Genomic DNA, 16154 nt, shown 5'->3' on the forward strand with positions numbered 1-16154 from the left:
TCCAAAAAAGAGAACCTCGAAAGGATCTGATATGATCAAGTACTTCCAGTCCGGCTCCCGCATGTCTCAGGCGGTCGTCTATGGCGGCCTCGTGCACATCGCAGGCCAGGTGGCAGACGACCGCAAGGCCGGCATCGAGGGTCAGACGAGCGACGTGCTCTCCAAGGTCGAGGCACTCCTTGTCGAGGCCGGCAGCAGCAAGTCGAGGCTAGTGGCGATCAACATCTTCCTGCCGCAGATCGCCGACTTCGATGCCGTGAACAGCATCTACGATGCCTGGGTGGATCCTGCGCGCCTGCCGGCGCGCGCCTGTGTCGAGGCGCGTCTCGCCGATCCCGACCTCCGCATAGAGGTCACTGCGATCGCAGCTGTCTGAGCCGCCGCCATGCATACCGGCCTCAGCCATACGCTCGACTTCGACCGGGACGGCAAGACACTCGGCCATCTCAGCATTCCGTTTTCGATCGACCGTTCGCCCTATTTCCAGGTCAAGGTCCCGATCTGCCTTGTCCGCAACGGCGAAGGCCCGTCGGTGCTTCTGATGGCCGGCAATCACGGCGACGAATATGAAGGCGAGCTGTCGCTGGCAAAGCTGGTGCGCCGGCTCGATCCCAAGCGGATCAAGGGTCGCGTCACCATCCTGCCGATGGCGAACGTGCCGGCGGTGATGGCCGCAAAGCGCTGCTCGCCACTCGACGGCGGCAACCTCAACCGCGCCTTTCCGGGCGACCCGTCAGGCACGCCAACAAGCCGGCTTGCCAATTTCCTGGAGATGGAACTGTTTCCCCGCCACGACGTCATCTTCGACATTCATTCTGGCGGCACCTCGATGGAGCATCTGCCGACCGCGCTTGTCGAGCGCAATACCGATCCCGACCGGCACCGGCGCGGTGTGGAGCTAATGCGGACGCTCACCATGCCATATGGGTTCGTGGCCGACAACGGCCAGGCCTCACCGACCTCCATGGGTGCGGCGCGCCGGGCCGGCGCCATCGGCGTCAGCGGAGAGTTCGGCGGCGGTGGCACTGTCACGGTCGATACGATGGAGATTACCGCCCGCGCACTCGACGCCCTGATGGTCGCCTTGGGAGTGATCGAGGCGCCGGTTCTTGCACCGGCAACCAGGCCTTCGGCGCCGACGCGGCTTCTTTCCTTGTCTCGGCACAGTCAGGGCCTTTATGCCACAAGCCGTGGTTGGTTCGAGCCGGCAGTCAGGCTGGGCGACAGCGTGACTTCAGGCCAACTGGCGGGCTGGTACCACGACCTCGAACGGCTCGACCTCGCCGAGCAAGCCCTGCACTTCGCCGAAAGCGGCATTGTGCTTTCGCGCCGGCTGCACACGATGTGCGAGGCGGGAGACTGCCTCATGCAGGTCGCCGAGCCGGTCGACTGATAAGAAGCCCTCCCGACCATACGCCCATATCGGGATCAAGACTGAGGATAACCGGATGCAACTGTCAATGTGGACCTATCCTTGGGATGTCCAGGATGTGGGCTTGGAGACGGTCGAACGCGATCTTGTCGAGCGTGCCGGGCTCAACATGATCAGTCTGGCGACTTCGTATCACGCTGGCCGGTTTCTGCAGCCGCGCAGCCCGCGCCGGAAAGCCTATTTTCCCGAAGACGGAACCATCTATTTCAAGCCAGATGCGGCACACTGGGCCGACCTTGCCATCCAGCCCAAGGTGGCGGACGTGATCATGGAAGGCGGCGATGTGCTTGGTGACCTTGTCCGCCGGCGCGAGGTGGGCGGGCTCGGCGTTTCGTGCTGGACGGTCTGCTTGCACAACACCCGGCTCGGCATGCTTCATCCGCAGGCCGTAACCCGCAACGCGTTCGGCGATCCCAACTACTACAATCTCTGCCCATCACATCCGGATGCGCGCGCCTATGTCCGCGCGCTGATCGCCGATATCTCGCACAGCTACCGGCCGGACCGGATCGAGCTTGAAAGCCCATCCTTCATGGGCTTCGCCCACGAATACCATCATGAGAAAGATGGTGTCGGGCTGACGCCGGAAGACGATTTTCTGTTGTCGATATGTTTCTGTCCGTCCTGCCTTGCGCGCGCGGCCGGGGCCGGCGTCGACGGCGAAGTAGCGCGCAAGCTCGTCGGGCAATGGATCGTCGAGACCTGCGAGCGCGCCGTTCCCGAACGGCGCTTTCCAGATTTTCCGGGGAACGGCCTCGACACTTTTTTGCCATGGCCGGAACTCTATGGCTACCTGCTGTGGCGGTTCGAACCGGTGACCAGCCTGGTCGCCGAACTGCGCGAGGTGGGCAATCCGGCGACCCGCGTTGTCATCATCGATTTGAAAGACGGTTGGCTTGGCGGCTGCGATCTCGCGGCGCTCGGCAAGGTCTGTGACGGGGCAATCCTGTGTGCCTACGACATGCAGGCCGGCGATGTCGCTAGCCTGATGGCGGCCGGACGCGCAGCCCTTGGCGCGGAAAAATTCCTCGGCGCCGGCTACCGGCTGTTCTATCCGGAAATGGCAGGCCCCGACATCCTCACCGCCAAGGTGAAACCTGCGATGGCGCCGGATGTCGACGGCATCAATTTTTACAATTACGGCCTTGTCCCTGCCGCACGACTCGACTGGGTGAGTGCCGCACGATCCGTTTGAAAAACCGACCCGTTGCCGCAGTCTGCTAGGACTGACCTCGCTTTGCCTTGGAGCTTTATGAGCGTGCCGACTATTCGCTTCGGTCACATTGGTCGGCGGCGGCCGGAAAAGCTGAAAGCATGGCCCGTGAAGGTCCATGTGGACCGAAGGTTATACGCCCTAGCGTATTTTAGTCTTTATACGCTTCCGAGTATACGTAGCGCGGTGCCGCCTTGGTCAGGCCGGACGGCTTTGTCGCGTGGCGATCAACGCACGGTGTGCCTGATCCTGTAGAGATGCTGATCGAAACACTTGATGGGTTCGGTTTCCACACACAGGCACACGAACACCATCGGTGAGCGGCGGCGAGTGCAGATGCCTCCCGCCTTCGGGCATGACTTCCTTGCCGATGCCAACACTGGGAATGACAGCGATGTCCAGGCGCTTGCTCCTTTTCCTACTCGTTGTCGCCGAGTAGTGCCGCGCAAACCGCTTCGGTGACCTTGTCGGTGGTGGTGATTCCGCCGAGGTCGGGCGTGTGCAGTGAGGCGTCCGCGGTCACGCGCTCAATGGCGCGCATCAGGCGCGCCGCGGCAGTCGGCTCGCCAAGATGCTCCAGCATCATCACCGCCGACCAGAACGTGCCGATCGGATTGGCAATGCCCTTGCCGGTGATGTCGAAGGCCGAGCCGTGGATCGGCTCGAACATCGACGGAAACCGCCGCTCGGGGTTGAGGTTCGCAGTCGGCGCGATGCCGATCGATCCGGCAAGCGCCGCCGCAAGATCCGACAGGATATCGGCGTGAAGATTGGTGGCAACGATCGTGTCGAGCGAGCGCGGATTGAGTGTCATGCGCACCGTCATTGCGTCGACCAGCATTTTGTCCCATGCGATATCCGGGAAATCGGCCGCGACCTCACGGGCGATGTCGTCCCACAGCACCATGCCGTGACGCTGGGCATTCGACTTGGTGACCACGGTCAACAGCTTGCGCGGCCGTGACCGCGCCATCTCGAAGGCGAAGCGCATGATGCGCGTTACGCCGGCGCGGGTGAAGATCGCGACCTCGGTGGCGACTTCCTCGGGCAGGCCGAGATGCGAGCGCCCGCCCTGGCCGGCGTATTCGCCTTCCGAATTCTCCCGGACGATGACCCAGTCGAGATCGCCTGCCGCGACACCACGAAGCGGGCTCTCGATACCGGGCAGGATGCGGGTCGGGCGGACGTTGGCATATTGGTCGAAGGGCTGGCAGATCGCCAGCCGCAGCCCCCACAACGTCAGATGGTCAGGCACGTCAGGTGCGCCGACGGCGCCGAAATAGATGGCGTCGAAGGCCTTCAGCCGCTCAGTGCCGTCCTTGGGCATCATCACGCCGTTGACCTTGTAGTAGTCCGAGCCCCAGTCGAAGTGCTGCACTTCGAGATTGAAACCACCGTCGCGCGTGGCGCAGGCGGCCAGCGCACGAAGGCCGGCGGCTACGACTTCCTTGCCGATCCCATCGCCTGGAATGGCCGCGATTCTATAGCTTCGCATTGGGTCCGGTCCTCCCCTTGTGGTGCTAAACTCCCATGGACCATCGTGCTGGCCGTTGGCAGTCGAGACCGAATGTCGCGGTTACGGCAAATGGTTGATCAAACCGTTCAGCAGGAGCAGCAGCACCCCGGCGGCCACAGCCGCAGCCGCATCGTCCATCATGATGCCGGCCCCGCCCCTTACCTTCTCATGCATGATACGGATGGGCCAAGGCTTGACGACGTCGAAAAACCGGAAAGCAAGGAAGCCTGCTGCCCACCACAGCGGGTCGACCGGCAGCATGGAAAGTGTCACGGCGGCGCCGAAGGTTTCATCAATGACGACGATCTGCGGGTCCTCCGTCCCGGTACGGGAGACAACGTGCGACGACGCCCATACGCCGACCGCGAATAGGGCCGCATAGGCAAGCACGGTCAGCCAAGGCGATGCAGGTGTCAGAGCCGTGGCAACAGCCACTCCAACCATTGCGCCGGCCGTGCCCGGCCAAATTGGAGACAATCCCGCGCCGACAGAGGTTGCGAGCAGGTATGCGAGCTTGGGTGGAAATTTATGCATCGAGTTTCGGCCGGCTTCCCACGGATGGCAAGCACCATAGTCACATCGTTCGGGTGCTGCCGCCAGACCGCCGGTCGCTTTGCGCAACCGTCACAAGGGCATTGCCCAAACGGTGAAATGCCATCGGGCAGTTGTCGCTGCGACCGGAAGTTCTGTTTCGCCGTCAGCTTGGCAAGCACCTTAATCCGTTGGCCGCATTCGCCAAAAGAAATCGCTGTTGCGGCGCGTTGAGAACGTTGCTGAGCCCGGTTCTCCGCCCGCGTTGACCAAGTCGAACGGTAGCGACGGTGGAACAAACCGGCAAATTGCTGGTAAAGCTCCATGAAACGACATCATCAGAGGAGCCGAGTCATCCATGATCGCCGGTCTCATGAAAAGTCGCATCGACCCGCTGTGGGAGCAGGCCGCCTCTCCGCTGATCGCGATCGGCATGACACCGAACCAGGTTACGGCCGGCGGGCTCGTGCTCGTCGCGCTGTCCTCGGGTGCCTACCTGTACCACGAATCAAGCTTGGCCTTCGGCCTGTGCCTGGCGTTTGCCTTCACCTTCGACGCCCTGGACGGCGCGGTCGCCCGCCGGAGAGATATGATCACCAAGGCCGGTGGCTATTTCGACGCAATGGTCGACCGGTACCAGGAACTGGCGGTCTTTGCGGCAATAGGCTGGGTCGCCGATCTGTGGGCGATCGCAATGTTCGCGTTCGCCGGCGGCATTCTCACGAGCTATGCCAAGGCGCGGACGGCGCTGGAAATCCCTGTCGAAAACTACGGGTGGCCGGATTTCTTCGAGCGGATGGAACGTCTGGTGTTCATTTGCGTGCTGCTCGCCGCGGACGGAGTTGCTACCGCCATGGGCGCGGCTTCGCCCTGGATTCTGGCGGGTGGGTTCGCGCTGTACGCAGTACTGGCCAACGCCACAGCGCTACAACGGATCAGTCGTGCATTTGCGATGCTTAAACGAGCCGACGGCAAGCAGCCGTGAGACCGCAAGACCGCTTGCATTAAGCCTCATGTGAGGCTATATACTGCTTCATATGAATGGGAAGCAGAGATGTTAGCATTTGGAAATATAGCCGATGTGCTGGGGCTGCCGCCCAAGGAGACGGCTGCACGGTCGCCATTCGGGCTGATGGCTCGAATCGAAGACGGATTGCCGTTGGGTGCGCTTGAACGCGTCTCACAATTGCTGGCACCGGCCGATACGCAATTCAAATATCGCCTCGTCCCAAAGGCAACTTATGAGCGCCGCAAGAGAGGTGCTCTCCGACTCTCTTCGGAAGAGGGCATGCGGGTGGCGCGGGTGGCGCGCGTATGGAACCTGGCCCTCGACGTTTGGCAGATCGAAGGTGAGGCTCGTGACTTTCTGTTTCGGTCTCATCCCATGCTGGAAGACCGACGCCCGATCGACGTGGTCATTCAAAGCGAGATCGGCGCCGAACTGGTGCTCGATATCCTTGCAGGCCTGAAGTACGGCACCGCTGCTTGACGGCGCAGATACTCGATCGCACGCTGCAGTGCTTCAGGATCGGCGATCCAGCCGGCACATATCCGATCTTCGACGCGACTGGCTCGACGATAGCGCCTGGCCGCTGGAACACGCCCGGCAGCCCGTTGATCTACACCAGCGAGCATTATTCGACGGCCTTGCTGGAAAAGCTGGTGCACGGCAGCGGCAGACTGCCGCCCAACCAGCATTACGTCCAGATCATGCTTCCGCGCGGGCTGAGCTACGAAATCTTTTCTCAGCCGTCGTTGCCCGGATGGGATATGATGCCGGCAACGGTGAGCAAGGAATTCGGTGAGACATGGTGTATCGAGCGCCGCAGCGCGATCCTGATCGTGCCAAGCGTCGTGGCTCGCCTCGACAACAACGTGTTAATCAATCCGGCACATCCGGAGTTTTCCCTGATCACGGCCAGCCTGCATCAACCCGTATACTGGGATAGCCGCCTGTTTGGCTCCTGAGCGGGCAGAGAGGCAGGTTCATACTTAACACAACCCGTCAGCGCCAGCCCAAGCCGGGGGCGACATGGGTCAGGATCGCCTCGATGACATGGGCGTTGTAGTTGACGCCGAGCTGGTTGGGGACGGTAAGCAGCAGCGTATCGGCCTCCACAATGGCTTCGTCGCCCTTTAGCTGTTCGATGAGCACGTCCGGCTCGGCGGCGTAGGAGCGGCCGAACACGGCGCGCCTGTCTGCCTCGATGTAACCGAACTGATCTCCGCTCTCATTGCCGCCGAAATAGGCGCGGTCGCGATCGTCGACCAGGGCAAAAATGCTGCGGCTGACCGACACACGCGGCTCGCGCGTGTGGCCGGCCGCCTTCCAGGCCTGACGAAAAGCCTGGATCTGTTCGGCCTGCTGGATGTGAAACGGCTTTCCGCCTTCGTCGAATTTGAGCGTGGAACTCTGCAGGTTCATCCCCAGTTTCGCCGCCCATTCTGCGGTGGCGTTTGTGGCGGCGCCCCACCAGATGCGCTCGCGCAGGCCCTCCGAGTGTGGTTCGACGCGAAGCAGGCCGGGCGGGTTGGGAAACATCGGCCGCGGATTAGGCTGCGCAAAACCTTTGCCCAGCAACACTTCGAGCAGCACTCCGGTGTGTCTGCGGGCCATGTCGGCATCGCTCTCGCCCTCTTGCGGGGCATAGCCGAAGTAGCGCCATCCCTCGATCACCTGCTCCGGCGAGCCGCGGCTGATGCCCAGCTGCAGACGCCCTCCGGCGATCAGATCGGCGGCGCCAGCGTCCTCGGCCATGTAGAGCGGGTTCTCATAGCGCATGTCGATCACCGCCGTGCCGATCTCGATTCGGCTGGTCTTCGCCCCAACCGCTGCCAGCAGCGGAAAGGGCGAGGCGAGCTGGCGCGCGAAGTGATGCACGCGGAAATACGCGCCGTCCGCACCCAGCTCCTCGGCCGCGACGGCCAGCTCGACGGACTGCAAAAGCGCGTCGGATGCCGTCCGCGTCTGCGATTGCGGCGAGGGCGTCCAGTGCCCGAACGAGAGGAAACCAATCTTCTTCATGAAATAGCCAGCCTAGAGGGAAGACAGGTGCAGACTATGCTTCGGCGCAGAGCAAAGCATCCCAAAATTCCGCCCTGACGGCAATCTTCAAAGCCGCTCCGGCACATTTGTGGAGAAGGGCAGGGGAGGAGTTTTGGCAATTCTGAAGGCGAACGTGTGATCGCGAATGGCGGGATGAATGTGGATATAGCGGTTGAAATCCAACACGACGAGTAATACCTTATTGATTATTGGTATTACGGAGGTTCGAACATGACCACCAAAGTCACAGCCAAGGGACAGGTGACCATTCCAAAGCCGGTCCGCGAACTGCTTGGGATCGTCCCGGGCAGCAGAGTCGACTTCCGCCGCGCCGATGACGGTAACGTCGTGATTACGCGCAGTGACAAGAAGCAGCCTGCGAGCCGCTTCGCGAAATTGCGCGGCCATGCCGGCAAGGGTCTCGATACCGACGCGATCATGGCACTGACGCGTGGCGACGTGTGACGCTGGTCGACACCAACGTTCTGCTCGATCTTGTCACCAATGATCCGAACTGGGCGGATTGGTCGATCGCCCAGCTTGAGGCGCAAAGCCTGACTGGGCCGCTGTTGATCAACGATGCTGTCTATGCCGAGTTGGCTGTTCGATACGGGCGCATCGAGGATCTCGACGCGTTTCTTGACAAAGCTGGTCTCGAAATCGCTTCGATGCCACGGGCAGCACTGTTCCTCGCGGGAAAGGTCTTTACCCAATACAGGAGATCGGGCGGGTTGCGCACCGGCGTGCTGCCTGACTTCTTCATCGGTGCCCATGCCGCAGTCAATGGGCTGCCGCTGCTCACTCGCGATGTTGGTCGCTATCGTACCTATTTTCCATCACTCAAGCTGATCGCACCGAACTCGTGAATAGCCCGTCGAACACGGCCGCTAGGAAGGCGCCGCGAATGCGAGCACTATCGCGATGATGATCAACAGCGGCCCCATCCATTTAAAATGGGTCCCAAAGTTGGTCCACCATGCCTGCTGCTGGCCCGGGCGAGCTTGAGAGGGGTTCGAGAGAAATCCGAAGCCGACGCCAGCCATCCACAACCCGGCGCAGAACATGATGAACTCGTCGATGTATTCCGCGACCACGCTTCGAAACTTTCGAATTTATGCCGCCGCTACATGCGCCGAATTCGAGCCGATATAGTTACGGATCGTTTCGATGATCCGGTCCTGGTCAGCCTCGCTCAGATAGGGATGCATCGGCAGGCACAGGATGCGCTTCGGCAACTCTTCCGAAACGGCAAGGCCGGTCGGCGTGCGCGGATAATCGCGATAGGCAATCTGGCTGTGCAGCGGTTTCACATAGTAGATAACCGACGGAATGCCCTTTTCACCGAGATGTGCCTTGAGCCCGTCGCGTTTCGGCGTTTCGATGGCGTATTGCGCCCAGGCCGAGCGGCCGCCGCCCAGATTGCGCGCCGCCTTGACGATATCGCCGACACCTTCGGCATAGCGATTGGCGACCGCTTGCCGCGCCACCATCTCGTCCTCGAGGATGGCCAGCTTCTCGATCAGGATCGCCGCCTGCAGCGTGTCGAGCCGTGAATTGATGCCGACGCGGACATTGTCGTATTGCGTTTCGCCCTTGCCGTGAAAGGCGAACGAGCGCAGCTGTTCGGCCAGCGCATCATCATTGGTGAACATCGCACCGCCGTCGCCATAGCAGCCGAGCGGCTTTGCCGGATAGAAGCTGGTCGAGCCGACGGTGCCGAACGAGCCGCACATCTTGCCGTGAGCCGAGCCGCCGGTCGCCTGCGCCGCATCCTCGATGACCATCAGGCCTTCCCGATCGGCGATGGCCATGATCGCCTCGTAATCGGCGGCGAGGCCGAACAGGTCGACGGGAATGATCGCCTTCGGCCTCAGCCGGCCCTCCGCCTTGATCATGGCGATTGCCGCCTCGAGGCTGGCGATGTCGATATTGTAGCTGTCGGCATCGACATCGACGAACACCGGTTCGGCCTTGGTCAGCGCCACCACTTCGGCCGTGGCGGCGAAGGTGAAGCTCGGCACGAACACCGCGTCGCCCGGGCCGATGCCGGCGGCAAACAGCGGCAGCAGCAGCGCATCGGTGCCGTTGGCGCAAGCGACCACATGCTTGGTGCCGATATAGGCGGCGAGCTTGTTTTCGAATTCGGTGACCTGAGGTCCGAGAATATAGCGGCCTTCGTCGACGACCCGGTCGATTGCCGCTTTCAGCCTGTCGCGGATGCGTTCGCGCTGCGCGCCAAGATCGATGAACTGCATGTCGGCCTCAAACGGTTTAGCCAGATAACCGGCCGCTGGTAGCAGACTTGGCACGGCCGAGAAAGCCGCAGGGCAAAACCCTGAATTGCTCAAGTGTCGCAGCCTGTTACCTCTGGTTTCCGATCTGCCCTCTTAAACGCGAGGAAATCCGGGCTTCGGCCGGCCTGATACAGGCTTCGCATCCCGCCCGCCAGGCTGGACGAAACATAAAGTGATCGCCGGCAAGCGGTCCGCGAGGCTGTTGCCAGCCGGTCAGGCGATTTCATGCCGCCATGGCGGGTTGGCGCCGGCCCGCGATACCGTCACCGCCGCGGCTTTGGCGCCGAGCGTCAGCGCCTTGTGGATGGCTTCTTCCGGCAAGCTGGCGATTGCCGTCTTCGACAGCAGGCCCTGCTCGTGCAAGGAGGCGAGGATGCCGGCATTGAACGTGTCGCCGGCGCCGACCGTATCGACCACCTCGACCTTGTCCGGCACGACCGTGACGCGGTGCTGGCTGCTGTAACCGACCGCGCCCTCGCTGCCGTGGGTGACGACGATCAGCTTCGGGCCGCGATCCAGCCAGTTGCGGACGACGTCCTCATGCGAGCCGGCTTCGCCGAACCAGTTCAGATCCTCGTCCGACAATTTGACGATGTCGGCCATCGCCATCATGCCGCGGATGCGCCTGAGGTGCTTGGCTTTGTCGGGAATGAAGTTTGGCCGGATGTTGGGGTCGAGCATCATCACGCGGCGCTCATGCTCGCGCCGCATGAACTCCTCATAGGCCGATCCGGCCGGCTCGGAGATCAGGCTGATGGCGCCGAACAGCATGGCCTCGATCTCGCTGCCGAGTTCCGGCAGGTCCTCGATGGTCAGCATGCGCCCGGCGGTGTTCTCGTCATAGAATGTGTAGGTCGCTTGGCCGTTGGTGAGCCGCACGAAGGCGAGCGTGGTCGGCCGCGGCGAAGTGTGCGCATAGGTGGAACTGACCTTGCTGGCCCCCAGCGCCTCCCTGAACTGGCCGCCGAACAGATCCGACGACAGGCCGGAGAAGAAGCCGGCCGGCGCTCCGAGCCGGCCGAGCGCAATGGCCGAGTTGAAGACGGCACCGCCGACATAGGGCGCAAAGGCCGGCTCGCCCTCCGTCGTGGTGCGCGGCAGCATGTCGATCAGGGCTTCGCCGCAGCAGAGAATCATGAAGTCTTGCTTTCCGGCGGATAGATCACGCCCTTGCGAATGATGATGTTGGCATAAAGCCGCGGCTCGCTCGTCGCGACGATCGCGTGCGCGGCCTTGACCCGTGCATAGAAGTCGGCACCGGCAAGCGCAACCACCTTGCGGCCCGGCGCACGCCTGGCGCAGATCGCTTCCATCTCATGGTGAACCGGATCGGCGAGCAGGGGATCGCCTTTGGCCGAGGCGCGAAACAGCGCGTGCGGCACGGCATCGTCGACCGGCAATACGCTCAATACCGCATCGAGCACGGGGACGAGATGATGACCGTCGGCGCGGATCAGCCGCTGTGCCTGCTGCTCGGCCGGGTAGTTGCCGTCGACCAAGGCGATCTCGTCGCCATGGCCCATGGCGCGCAATATCGCCAGAAGCTCGGGGCCGAGCAGCGCCGGGATGCCGATCAGCATGCTCAGAAGCTCCGGGAAATCGTGGTCGAGCCGATGAGGAAGCGCTCCGACAGCGGCAGGCTGGCGCCACCCAGCGCCCGCGCATGGATGCCGACCGTTCCCTCGCGAACGGCCGGCAGCCTCAGGCCTTCGCCGTCGATCCTGCCGATGGCTTGGATGACGGCATCGACAAGCCGCCTGCGCACGGCAAGCGGCATCCATCCGTCGATCACCGCGGCTTCGAAGTCAATGACGGAGGAGGCCGAAACGATGGCATAGGCAAGCGCCTGCGAGGCGCTGGCGATCCAGTCGTCAAGCTCGGCGCCGATCTCGCCCCAGTCCCCCGGTGATGTCCACAGATGCGAGGCCTCGATGCCGCGCGCGTTGAGCGCCTTTTCCAGCATGGCGATCGACGCCACGTCGATCAACTGCGTCGGCTTGCCGTCCGGCCCGGGCACCGGCATTGAGCCCAGCGCGCCGGCATTGCCGGTCGGGCCGCCAAACAGCCGGCCGTTCAGCACGATGCCGCCGCCGGCAAAGGCGCCGATATAGAAGTAGACGAAATCGCGTGCCGCACCCGCCGCGTGGCCGAACACGAGCTCGGCGCCGCAGGCCGAGGTGGCGTCGTTCTGCAGATAGACTGGAAATTCGCATTGCGCCTGGATGTCGGCGCGAATATCGCGATGGCGCCATTCGTCCATGATTTCGCGCGGCGCGCCGGCGGTGTCGGCCCAGTTCCACAATTCGAACGGCATGGCGATGCCAAGCCCGGCAATGCGTTTGTCCTGCGCCGGGGTGAGTTCGCCGCGCATCTTCTTCATGCCGCTCGTGACGAATTCCACCGTCTCGCGCGGCGCTGGATAGCGGTATGAATGCTGCAGCATCGAGCGCACATTGCCGAGGAAATCGATCAGCACCAGCTCGGCGCTGCGGCGGCCGATCTTCAGGCCGATGAAATAGGCGCCGTCGGGATTGAGCGCCATGGGTATCGAGGGCTGGCCGATCTTGCCGCGCAACGGCGCCTGGCGGACGAGCAGGTCGTCCTCCTCCAGCTCGCGCATGATGACGGACACTGTCTGCGCCGAAAGGCCCGTCATGCGCGCAATATCGGATTTGGCCAGGCTGCCGTGCTGACGCACCAGCGACAGCACCAGCCGCTCATTGTGGTCCCGCATGCCGCTTTGATTGGTGCCGCGGTGCAGACGGCTTTCGGCCGCATCGGGCGAACCGTGCCTCGTAACGCCGGTCTCCACCCCTGTTCCTCCCGTCGTTTCCCCTCAATGCTTTTGGTCTAGAGTGGGTGAACAATCCTGCGATGTCAATAATAAATAAGAGTGATTTAATTATTGACAGTGCTGGCGGACTGGTGTCTCTTGAGATCGGCGTCGACACTGGGAGATTTCGTCGGACGCGCTGCAGATGCCGGTTGGCCGGCATCCTAAATGGTTCCATGGGAGGAAAATCGTGACCACGTCAAAACTGTTGAAATCCACCGTGTTTGCCGCGGCCGGACTGAGCTTGATGGCGTTTGCATCGACGGCATCGGCCGCCGGGGTCGGCGCCTGCTTGATCACCAAGACCGACACCAATCCCTTCTTCGTCAAGATGAAGGAAGGTGCCGCCGCGAAAGCCAAGGAAATTGGTGTCGATCTGAAGGCCTACGCCGGCAAGGCGGAAGGTGACAATGAGGGCCAGGTTGCGGCGATCGAATCCTGCATCGCCGACGGCGCCAAGGGTATTTTGATCACCGCCACCGACACTGCGGCCATCGTGCCGGCGGTGAAGAAGGCGCGTGATGCAGGGGTGCTGGTGATCGCTCTGGACACCCAGCTCGAGCCTGCCGACGCCGCCGATGCGACGTTTGCGACCGACAATTTCAAGGCCGGCGAGCTTATCGGCTCCTGGGCAAAGGCCACCTTGGGCGACAAGGCCAAGGACGCGCACATCGCCTACATGGATCTTATCGCCAGCCAGCCCTCCGTCGACGTGCAGCGTGATCAAGGCTTCATGAAGGGCTTCGGCATCGACCTCGGCGACCCCAACAAGATCGGCGACGAAACCGACGCACGCAATGTCTGTCACGATCTGTCGAGCGGCAATGAGGATGGCGGGCACACTGCCATGGAGAACTGCCTGCAGAAGGATCCGGATATCAACGTCGTCTACACCATCAATGAACCCGCGGCCGCGGGCGCCTACCAGGCGCTGAAGGCCGTCGGCAAGGAGAAGGACGTCCTGATTGTCTCGGTCGATGGCGGCTGCCCGGGTGTCAAGAACGTTGCCGAGGGCGTGATCGGCGCCACTTCACAGCAATATCCACTGCTCATGGCCTCGCTCGGCATCGAGGCGATCAAGACCTTTGCCGACAGCGGCAAGAAGCCTGAGCCGTCGCCCGGTCTGAACTTCTACAACACCGGCGTGACGCTGATCACCGACAAGCCTGCCGCCGGCATCGAATCCATCGACACGAAGCAAGGCCTCAGCAAGTGCTGGGGTTGATTTGATCCCCTGATCGGCTCAACTTCAAAAGAACAATAGAGAATGTGGAGCGGTTTCGGCCGCTCCACATCACAGGCGGGAGGTCGACTTGAGCGTCGAAACAACCAGGAGCAAGGGACCGCAGGAATTCGAGACGGTCCTGGCCACTAGCGACACCAGCGTCGCTTCATTCGAGACGCATTCCCGCTCGACGCTGGAGAGCATCCAGCACCGCTTGCACAAAAGCCCTGCCATGGTGCCGCTGATCATCCTGATCATCTCGGTGGCTCTGTTCGCAGTCTTTGTCGGCGGACGCTTCTTTTCTCCTTTCACCCTCACCCTGATCCTCCAGCAGGTGGCGATAACCGGCATGGTCGGCATCGCGCAGACACTGGTGGTGCTCACCGCCGGCATCGACCTGTCCGTCGGTGCCATCATGGTGCTGAGCTCGGTCGTCATGGGCCAGTTTGCCATGCATTACGGTGTTCCAGCGCCGGTGGCCGTTGCCGTCGGGCTGCTTGTCGGCGCGATTTGCGGCTTGATCAACGGCATTCTCATCGCCTGGGTGAAACTGCCGCCCTTCATCGTGACGCTCGGCACCTGGTCGATCTACGCTGCCATCAACTTCATCTATTCCGGTAACGAGACCATCCGCAGCCAGGATCTCGAGACGACGGCGCCGCTGCTGCAGTTTTTCGGCGGATCGTTCAGGATCGGCGGCGCCGTCTTCACCTATGGCGTGCTGTTGGTGCTGATCATGGCGGCAATTGCCTGGTACGTGCTCAATCACACCGCGTGGGGCCGGCACGTCTATGCGGTGGGCGACGACCCGGAGGCCGCGGAACTGTCGGGAGTGCGCGTCAGCCGGATGCTGGTCGCGGTCTACACGCTGACTGGTATCATTTGCGCCATCGCCGGCTGGGCCCTGATCGGACGCATCGGATCGGTCTCGCCGCAGGCCGGGCAGTTCGAGAACATCAATTCGATTACCGCCGTGGTGATCGGCGGCACTTCGCTGTTCGGCGGCCGCGGCTCCATCCTCGGGACCATCTTCGGTGCGCTGATCGTCGGCGTGTTCGCGCTCGGCCTCAGGCTTTGGGGGACAGATCCGCAATGGACGCAATTGTCCGTCGGCGCCCTTATCATCATCGCTGTTGGTATCGACCAGTGGATCAGGAAGATCTCGGCATGAACCAGACTCACGAACCGATCCTTACCGCGCGCAGCCTGGTCAAGCGCTACGGCCGCGTCACCGCTCTCGACAGCGCAGACTTCGACCTCTATCCGGGCGAAATCCTTGCTGTCATTGGCGACAACGGCGCCGGCAAGTCGTCGCTTATCAAAGCCATTTCCGGAGCGGTCACCCCGGACGAAGGTGAGATACGGCTTGAAGGCAAGCCTATTGCCTTCAAATCACCGATGGAGGCGCGCGAGGCCGGCATCGAGACCGTCTATCAGAACCTGGCGCTGTCGCCGGCGCTGTCTATCGCCGACAACATGTTCCTCGGCCGGGAGATCCGCAAGCCCGGGTTCCTCGGCGAATGGCTGCGCATGCTCGACCGTCCGGCGATGGAAAAGCGTGCCCGCGACAAGCTCACCGAACTTGGCCTGATGACGATCCAGAACATCAGCCAGGCGGTGGAAACGCTCTCGGGCGGCCAGCGCCAAGGCGTGGCGGTGGCGCGTGCCGCCGCCTTCGGCTCGAAGATGGTCATCATGGATGAGCCGACGGCTGCGCTCGGCGTCAAGGAGAGCCGCCGCGTGCTCGAACTCATACTCGACGTAAAACGCCGAGGCCTGCCGATCGTGTTGATTTCACACAATATGCCGCATGTCTTCGAGGTGGCCGACCGCATCCACATTCATCGGCTCGGCCGTCGCCTGTGTGTCATCGATCCGAAGCAGTATACGATGTCCGATGCGGTCGCCTTCATGACCGGCGCCAAGGTGCCGCCGGAAGCGGCGCTGGCGGCTTGAGCAAGAACTTGAGGCCCATCGCCGAGGGGCCCAAACGCGCTGTTTCCAAATGCCAAATTGCCGCAGGGCAACCCGGCTTGCGATCACCTGAATCGATTGAACATCCGG

The 16154-nt window shown here is 62.4% G+C and carries 19 protein-coding genes and 1 pseudogene; 12 read left to right on the forward strand and 8 right to left on the reverse strand.

Features of this window, described 5'->3' with window-relative positions; all coding sequences use genetic code 11:
• The first annotated feature begins 31 nt into the window (after positions 1-31).
• The 4 genes and pseudogenes from NKJ23_RS07600 to NKJ23_RS07615 all read left to right on the forward strand — a co-directional run.
• The gene (locus tag NKJ23_RS07600) at positions 32-376 is read left to right on the forward strand and encodes a RidA family protein (protein ID WP_352525568.1); all 345 of its coding nucleotides are present in this window, start codon (positions 32-34) and stop codon (positions 374-376) included.
• A 9-nt stretch (positions 377-385) separates the two neighbouring features.
• Positions 386-1393, forward strand: a complete 1008-nt coding sequence (locus NKJ23_RS07605) for a succinylglutamate desuccinylase/aspartoacylase family protein (RefSeq protein WP_352679606.1) — start codon at positions 386-388, stop codon at positions 1391-1393.
• 55 nt (positions 1394-1448) lie between these two features.
• Positions 1449-2627 (forward strand): hypothetical protein, encoded by a 1179-nt coding sequence (locus tag NKJ23_RS07610; protein ID WP_352679609.1) that lies wholly within the window; start codon positions 1449-1451, stop codon positions 2625-2627.
• A gap of 203 nt (positions 2628-2830) precedes the next feature.
• Positions 2831-2965 (forward strand): annotated as a pseudogene (locus NKJ23_RS07615) (hypothetical protein); the annotation flags it as partial.
• 98 nt (positions 2966-3063) lie between these two features.
• Here the strand turns inward: NKJ23_RS07615 and NKJ23_RS07620 are convergent.
• Both NKJ23_RS07620 and NKJ23_RS07625 read right to left on the reverse strand, forming a co-directional pair.
• A complete protein-coding gene (locus NKJ23_RS07620; RefSeq protein ID WP_352679611.1) occupies positions 3064-4140 on the reverse strand; it encodes a tartrate dehydrogenase in 1077 nt (358 codons plus the stop codon).
• An 81-nt stretch (positions 4141-4221) separates the two neighbouring features.
• The gene (locus tag NKJ23_RS07625) at positions 4222-4782 is read right to left on the reverse strand and encodes a phosphatidylglycerophosphatase A family protein (protein WP_352679614.1); all 561 of its coding nucleotides are present in this window, start codon (positions 4780-4782) and stop codon (positions 4222-4224) included.
• A gap of 268 nt (positions 4783-5050) precedes the next feature.
• Here NKJ23_RS07625 and NKJ23_RS07630 point away from each other — a divergent pair, with 268 nt between their 5' ends.
• From NKJ23_RS07630 to NKJ23_RS07640, 3 genes are all read left to right on the forward strand, one after another.
• Positions 5051-5677 (forward strand): CDP-alcohol phosphatidyltransferase family protein, encoded by a 627-nt coding sequence (locus NKJ23_RS07630; RefSeq protein ID WP_352679617.1) that lies wholly within the window; start codon positions 5051-5053, stop codon positions 5675-5677.
• A gap of 69 nt (positions 5678-5746) precedes the next feature.
• Entirely contained in the window at positions 5747-6181 is a 435-nt protein-coding gene (locus NKJ23_RS07635) for an antitoxin Xre-like helix-turn-helix domain-containing protein (RefSeq protein WP_352679869.1), read from the forward strand.
• On the forward strand, positions 6178-6660 hold the full coding sequence (locus NKJ23_RS07640) for an RES family NAD+ phosphorylase (RefSeq protein WP_352679619.1): 483 nt from the start codon (positions 6178-6180) through the stop codon (positions 6658-6660). The genes NKJ23_RS07635 and NKJ23_RS07640 overlap by 4 nt, the downstream gene beginning before the upstream one ends.
• 37 nt (positions 6661-6697) lie before the next feature.
• Here NKJ23_RS07640 and NKJ23_RS07645 read toward each other — a convergent pair whose 3' ends face one another.
• Positions 6698-7717: an LLM class flavin-dependent oxidoreductase gene (locus tag NKJ23_RS07645; protein WP_352679622.1), complete on the reverse strand. Its 1020-nt coding sequence runs from the start codon at positions 7715-7717 to the stop codon at positions 6698-6700.
• 252 nt (positions 7718-7969) lie between these two features.
• Here NKJ23_RS07645 and NKJ23_RS07650 point away from each other — a divergent pair, with 252 nt between their 5' ends.
• Positions 7970-8203, forward strand: a complete 234-nt coding sequence (locus tag NKJ23_RS07650; protein ID WP_292653638.1) for an AbrB/MazE/SpoVT family DNA-binding domain-containing protein — start codon at positions 7970-7972, stop codon at positions 8201-8203.
• Complete coding sequence (locus NKJ23_RS07655) at positions 8200-8604, forward strand: type II toxin-antitoxin system VapC family toxin (protein ID WP_352679625.1); 405 nt, start codon at positions 8200-8202, stop codon at positions 8602-8604. The genes NKJ23_RS07650 and NKJ23_RS07655 overlap by 4 nt, the downstream gene beginning before the upstream one ends.
• Positions 8605-8625: 21 nt before the next feature.
• Here the strand turns inward: NKJ23_RS07655 and NKJ23_RS07660 are convergent, their stop codons facing one another.
• From NKJ23_RS07660 to NKJ23_RS07680, 5 genes are all read right to left on the reverse strand, one after another.
• A complete protein-coding gene (locus NKJ23_RS07660; RefSeq protein ID WP_352679628.1) occupies positions 8626-8832 on the reverse strand; it encodes a hypothetical protein in 207 nt (68 codons plus the stop codon).
• Positions 8833-8850: 18 nt separating this feature from the next.
• Positions 8851-9993, reverse strand: coding sequence for a DegT/DnrJ/EryC1/StrS family aminotransferase (locus NKJ23_RS07665; protein ID WP_352679630.1), 1143 nt, complete (start codon positions 9991-9993; stop codon positions 8851-8853).
• 252 nt (positions 9994-10245) lie between these two features.
• Complete coding sequence (locus NKJ23_RS07670) at positions 10246-11169, reverse strand: carbohydrate kinase family protein (RefSeq protein ID WP_352679633.1); 924 nt, start codon at positions 11167-11169, stop codon at positions 10246-10248.
• The gene (locus NKJ23_RS07675; protein ID WP_352618617.1) at positions 11166-11612 is read right to left on the reverse strand and encodes an RbsD/FucU family protein; all 447 of its coding nucleotides are present in this window, start codon (positions 11610-11612) and stop codon (positions 11166-11168) included. The genes NKJ23_RS07670 and NKJ23_RS07675 overlap by 4 nt, the downstream gene beginning before the upstream one ends.
• Before the next feature lie 2 nt (positions 11613-11614).
• Positions 11615-12844: an ROK family transcriptional regulator gene (locus NKJ23_RS07680; RefSeq protein ID WP_352679636.1), complete on the reverse strand. Its 1230-nt coding sequence runs from the start codon at positions 12842-12844 to the stop codon at positions 11615-11617.
• 229 nt (positions 12845-13073) lie between these two features.
• On the opposite strand from NKJ23_RS07680, the gene NKJ23_RS07685 reads away from it, so the two are divergent.
• The 3 genes from NKJ23_RS07685 (at position 13074) to NKJ23_RS07695 (ending at position 16046) form a co-directional block, all read left to right on the forward strand.
• Positions 13074-14090: a sugar ABC transporter substrate-binding protein gene (locus tag NKJ23_RS07685; RefSeq protein ID WP_352449223.1), complete on the forward strand. Its 1017-nt coding sequence runs from the start codon at positions 13074-13076 to the stop codon at positions 14088-14090.
• An 88-nt stretch (positions 14091-14178) separates the two neighbouring features.
• Positions 14179-15261 carry an ABC transporter permease gene (locus tag NKJ23_RS07690; protein ID WP_352679639.1) on the forward strand — a complete coding sequence of 361 codons (1083 nt, stop codon included), beginning with the start codon at positions 14179-14181 and terminating at the stop codon, positions 15259-15261.
• Positions 15258-16046, forward strand: a complete 789-nt coding sequence (locus tag NKJ23_RS07695) for an ATP-binding cassette domain-containing protein (RefSeq protein ID WP_023679303.1) — start codon at positions 15258-15260, stop codon at positions 16044-16046. The genes NKJ23_RS07690 and NKJ23_RS07695 overlap by 4 nt, the downstream gene beginning before the upstream one ends.
• Positions 16047-16154: the final 108 nt, after the last annotated feature.

It is taken from the genome of Mesorhizobium sp. M0184 (genome assembly GCF_040322215.1).
Taxonomy (GTDB): Bacteria; Pseudomonadota; Alphaproteobacteria; order Rhizobiales; family Rhizobiaceae; genus Mesorhizobium.

Bases quoted from the DNA above. Each gene is read 5' to 3' on its own strand.
- NKJ23_RS07600 (WP_352525568.1), top strand. From the start codon at position 32: ATGATCAAGTACTTCCAGTCCGGCTCCCGCATGTCTCAGGCGGTCGTC.
- NKJ23_RS07605 (WP_352679606.1), top strand. From the start codon at position 386: ATGCATACCGGCCTCAGCCATACGCTCGACTTCGACCGGGACGGCAAG.
- NKJ23_RS07610 (WP_352679609.1), top strand. From the start codon at position 1,449: ATGCAACTGTCAATGTGGACCTATCCTTGGGATGTCCAGGATGTGGGC.
- NKJ23_RS07620 (WP_352679611.1), bottom strand. From the start codon at position 4,140: ATGCGAAGCTATAGAATCGCGGCCATTCCAGGCGATGGGATCGGCAAG.
- NKJ23_RS07630 (WP_352679617.1), top strand. From the start codon at position 5,051: ATGATCGCCGGTCTCATGAAAAGTCGCATCGACCCGCTGTGGGAGCAG.
- NKJ23_RS07635 (WP_352679869.1), top strand. From the start codon at position 5,747: ATGTTAGCATTTGGAAATATAGCCGATGTGCTGGGGCTGCCGCCCAAG.
- NKJ23_RS07645 (WP_352679622.1), bottom strand. From the start codon at position 7,717: ATGAAGAAGATTGGTTTCCTCTCGTTCGGGCACTGGACGCCCTCGCCG.
- NKJ23_RS07650 (WP_292653638.1), top strand. From the start codon at position 7,970: ATGACCACCAAAGTCACAGCCAAGGGACAGGTGACCATTCCAAAGCCG.
- NKJ23_RS07665 (WP_352679630.1), bottom strand. From the start codon at position 9,993: ATGCAGTTCATCGATCTTGGCGCGCAGCGCGAACGCATCCGCGACAGG.
- NKJ23_RS07670 (WP_352679633.1), bottom strand. From the start codon at position 11,169: ATGATTCTCTGCTGCGGCGAAGCCCTGATCGACATGCTGCCGCGCACC.
- NKJ23_RS07675 (WP_352618617.1), bottom strand. From the start codon at position 11,612: ATGCTGATCGGCATCCCGGCGCTGCTCGGCCCCGAGCTTCTGGCGATA.
- NKJ23_RS07695 (WP_023679303.1), top strand. From the start codon at position 15,258: ATGAACCAGACTCACGAACCGATCCTTACCGCGCGCAGCCTGGTCAAG.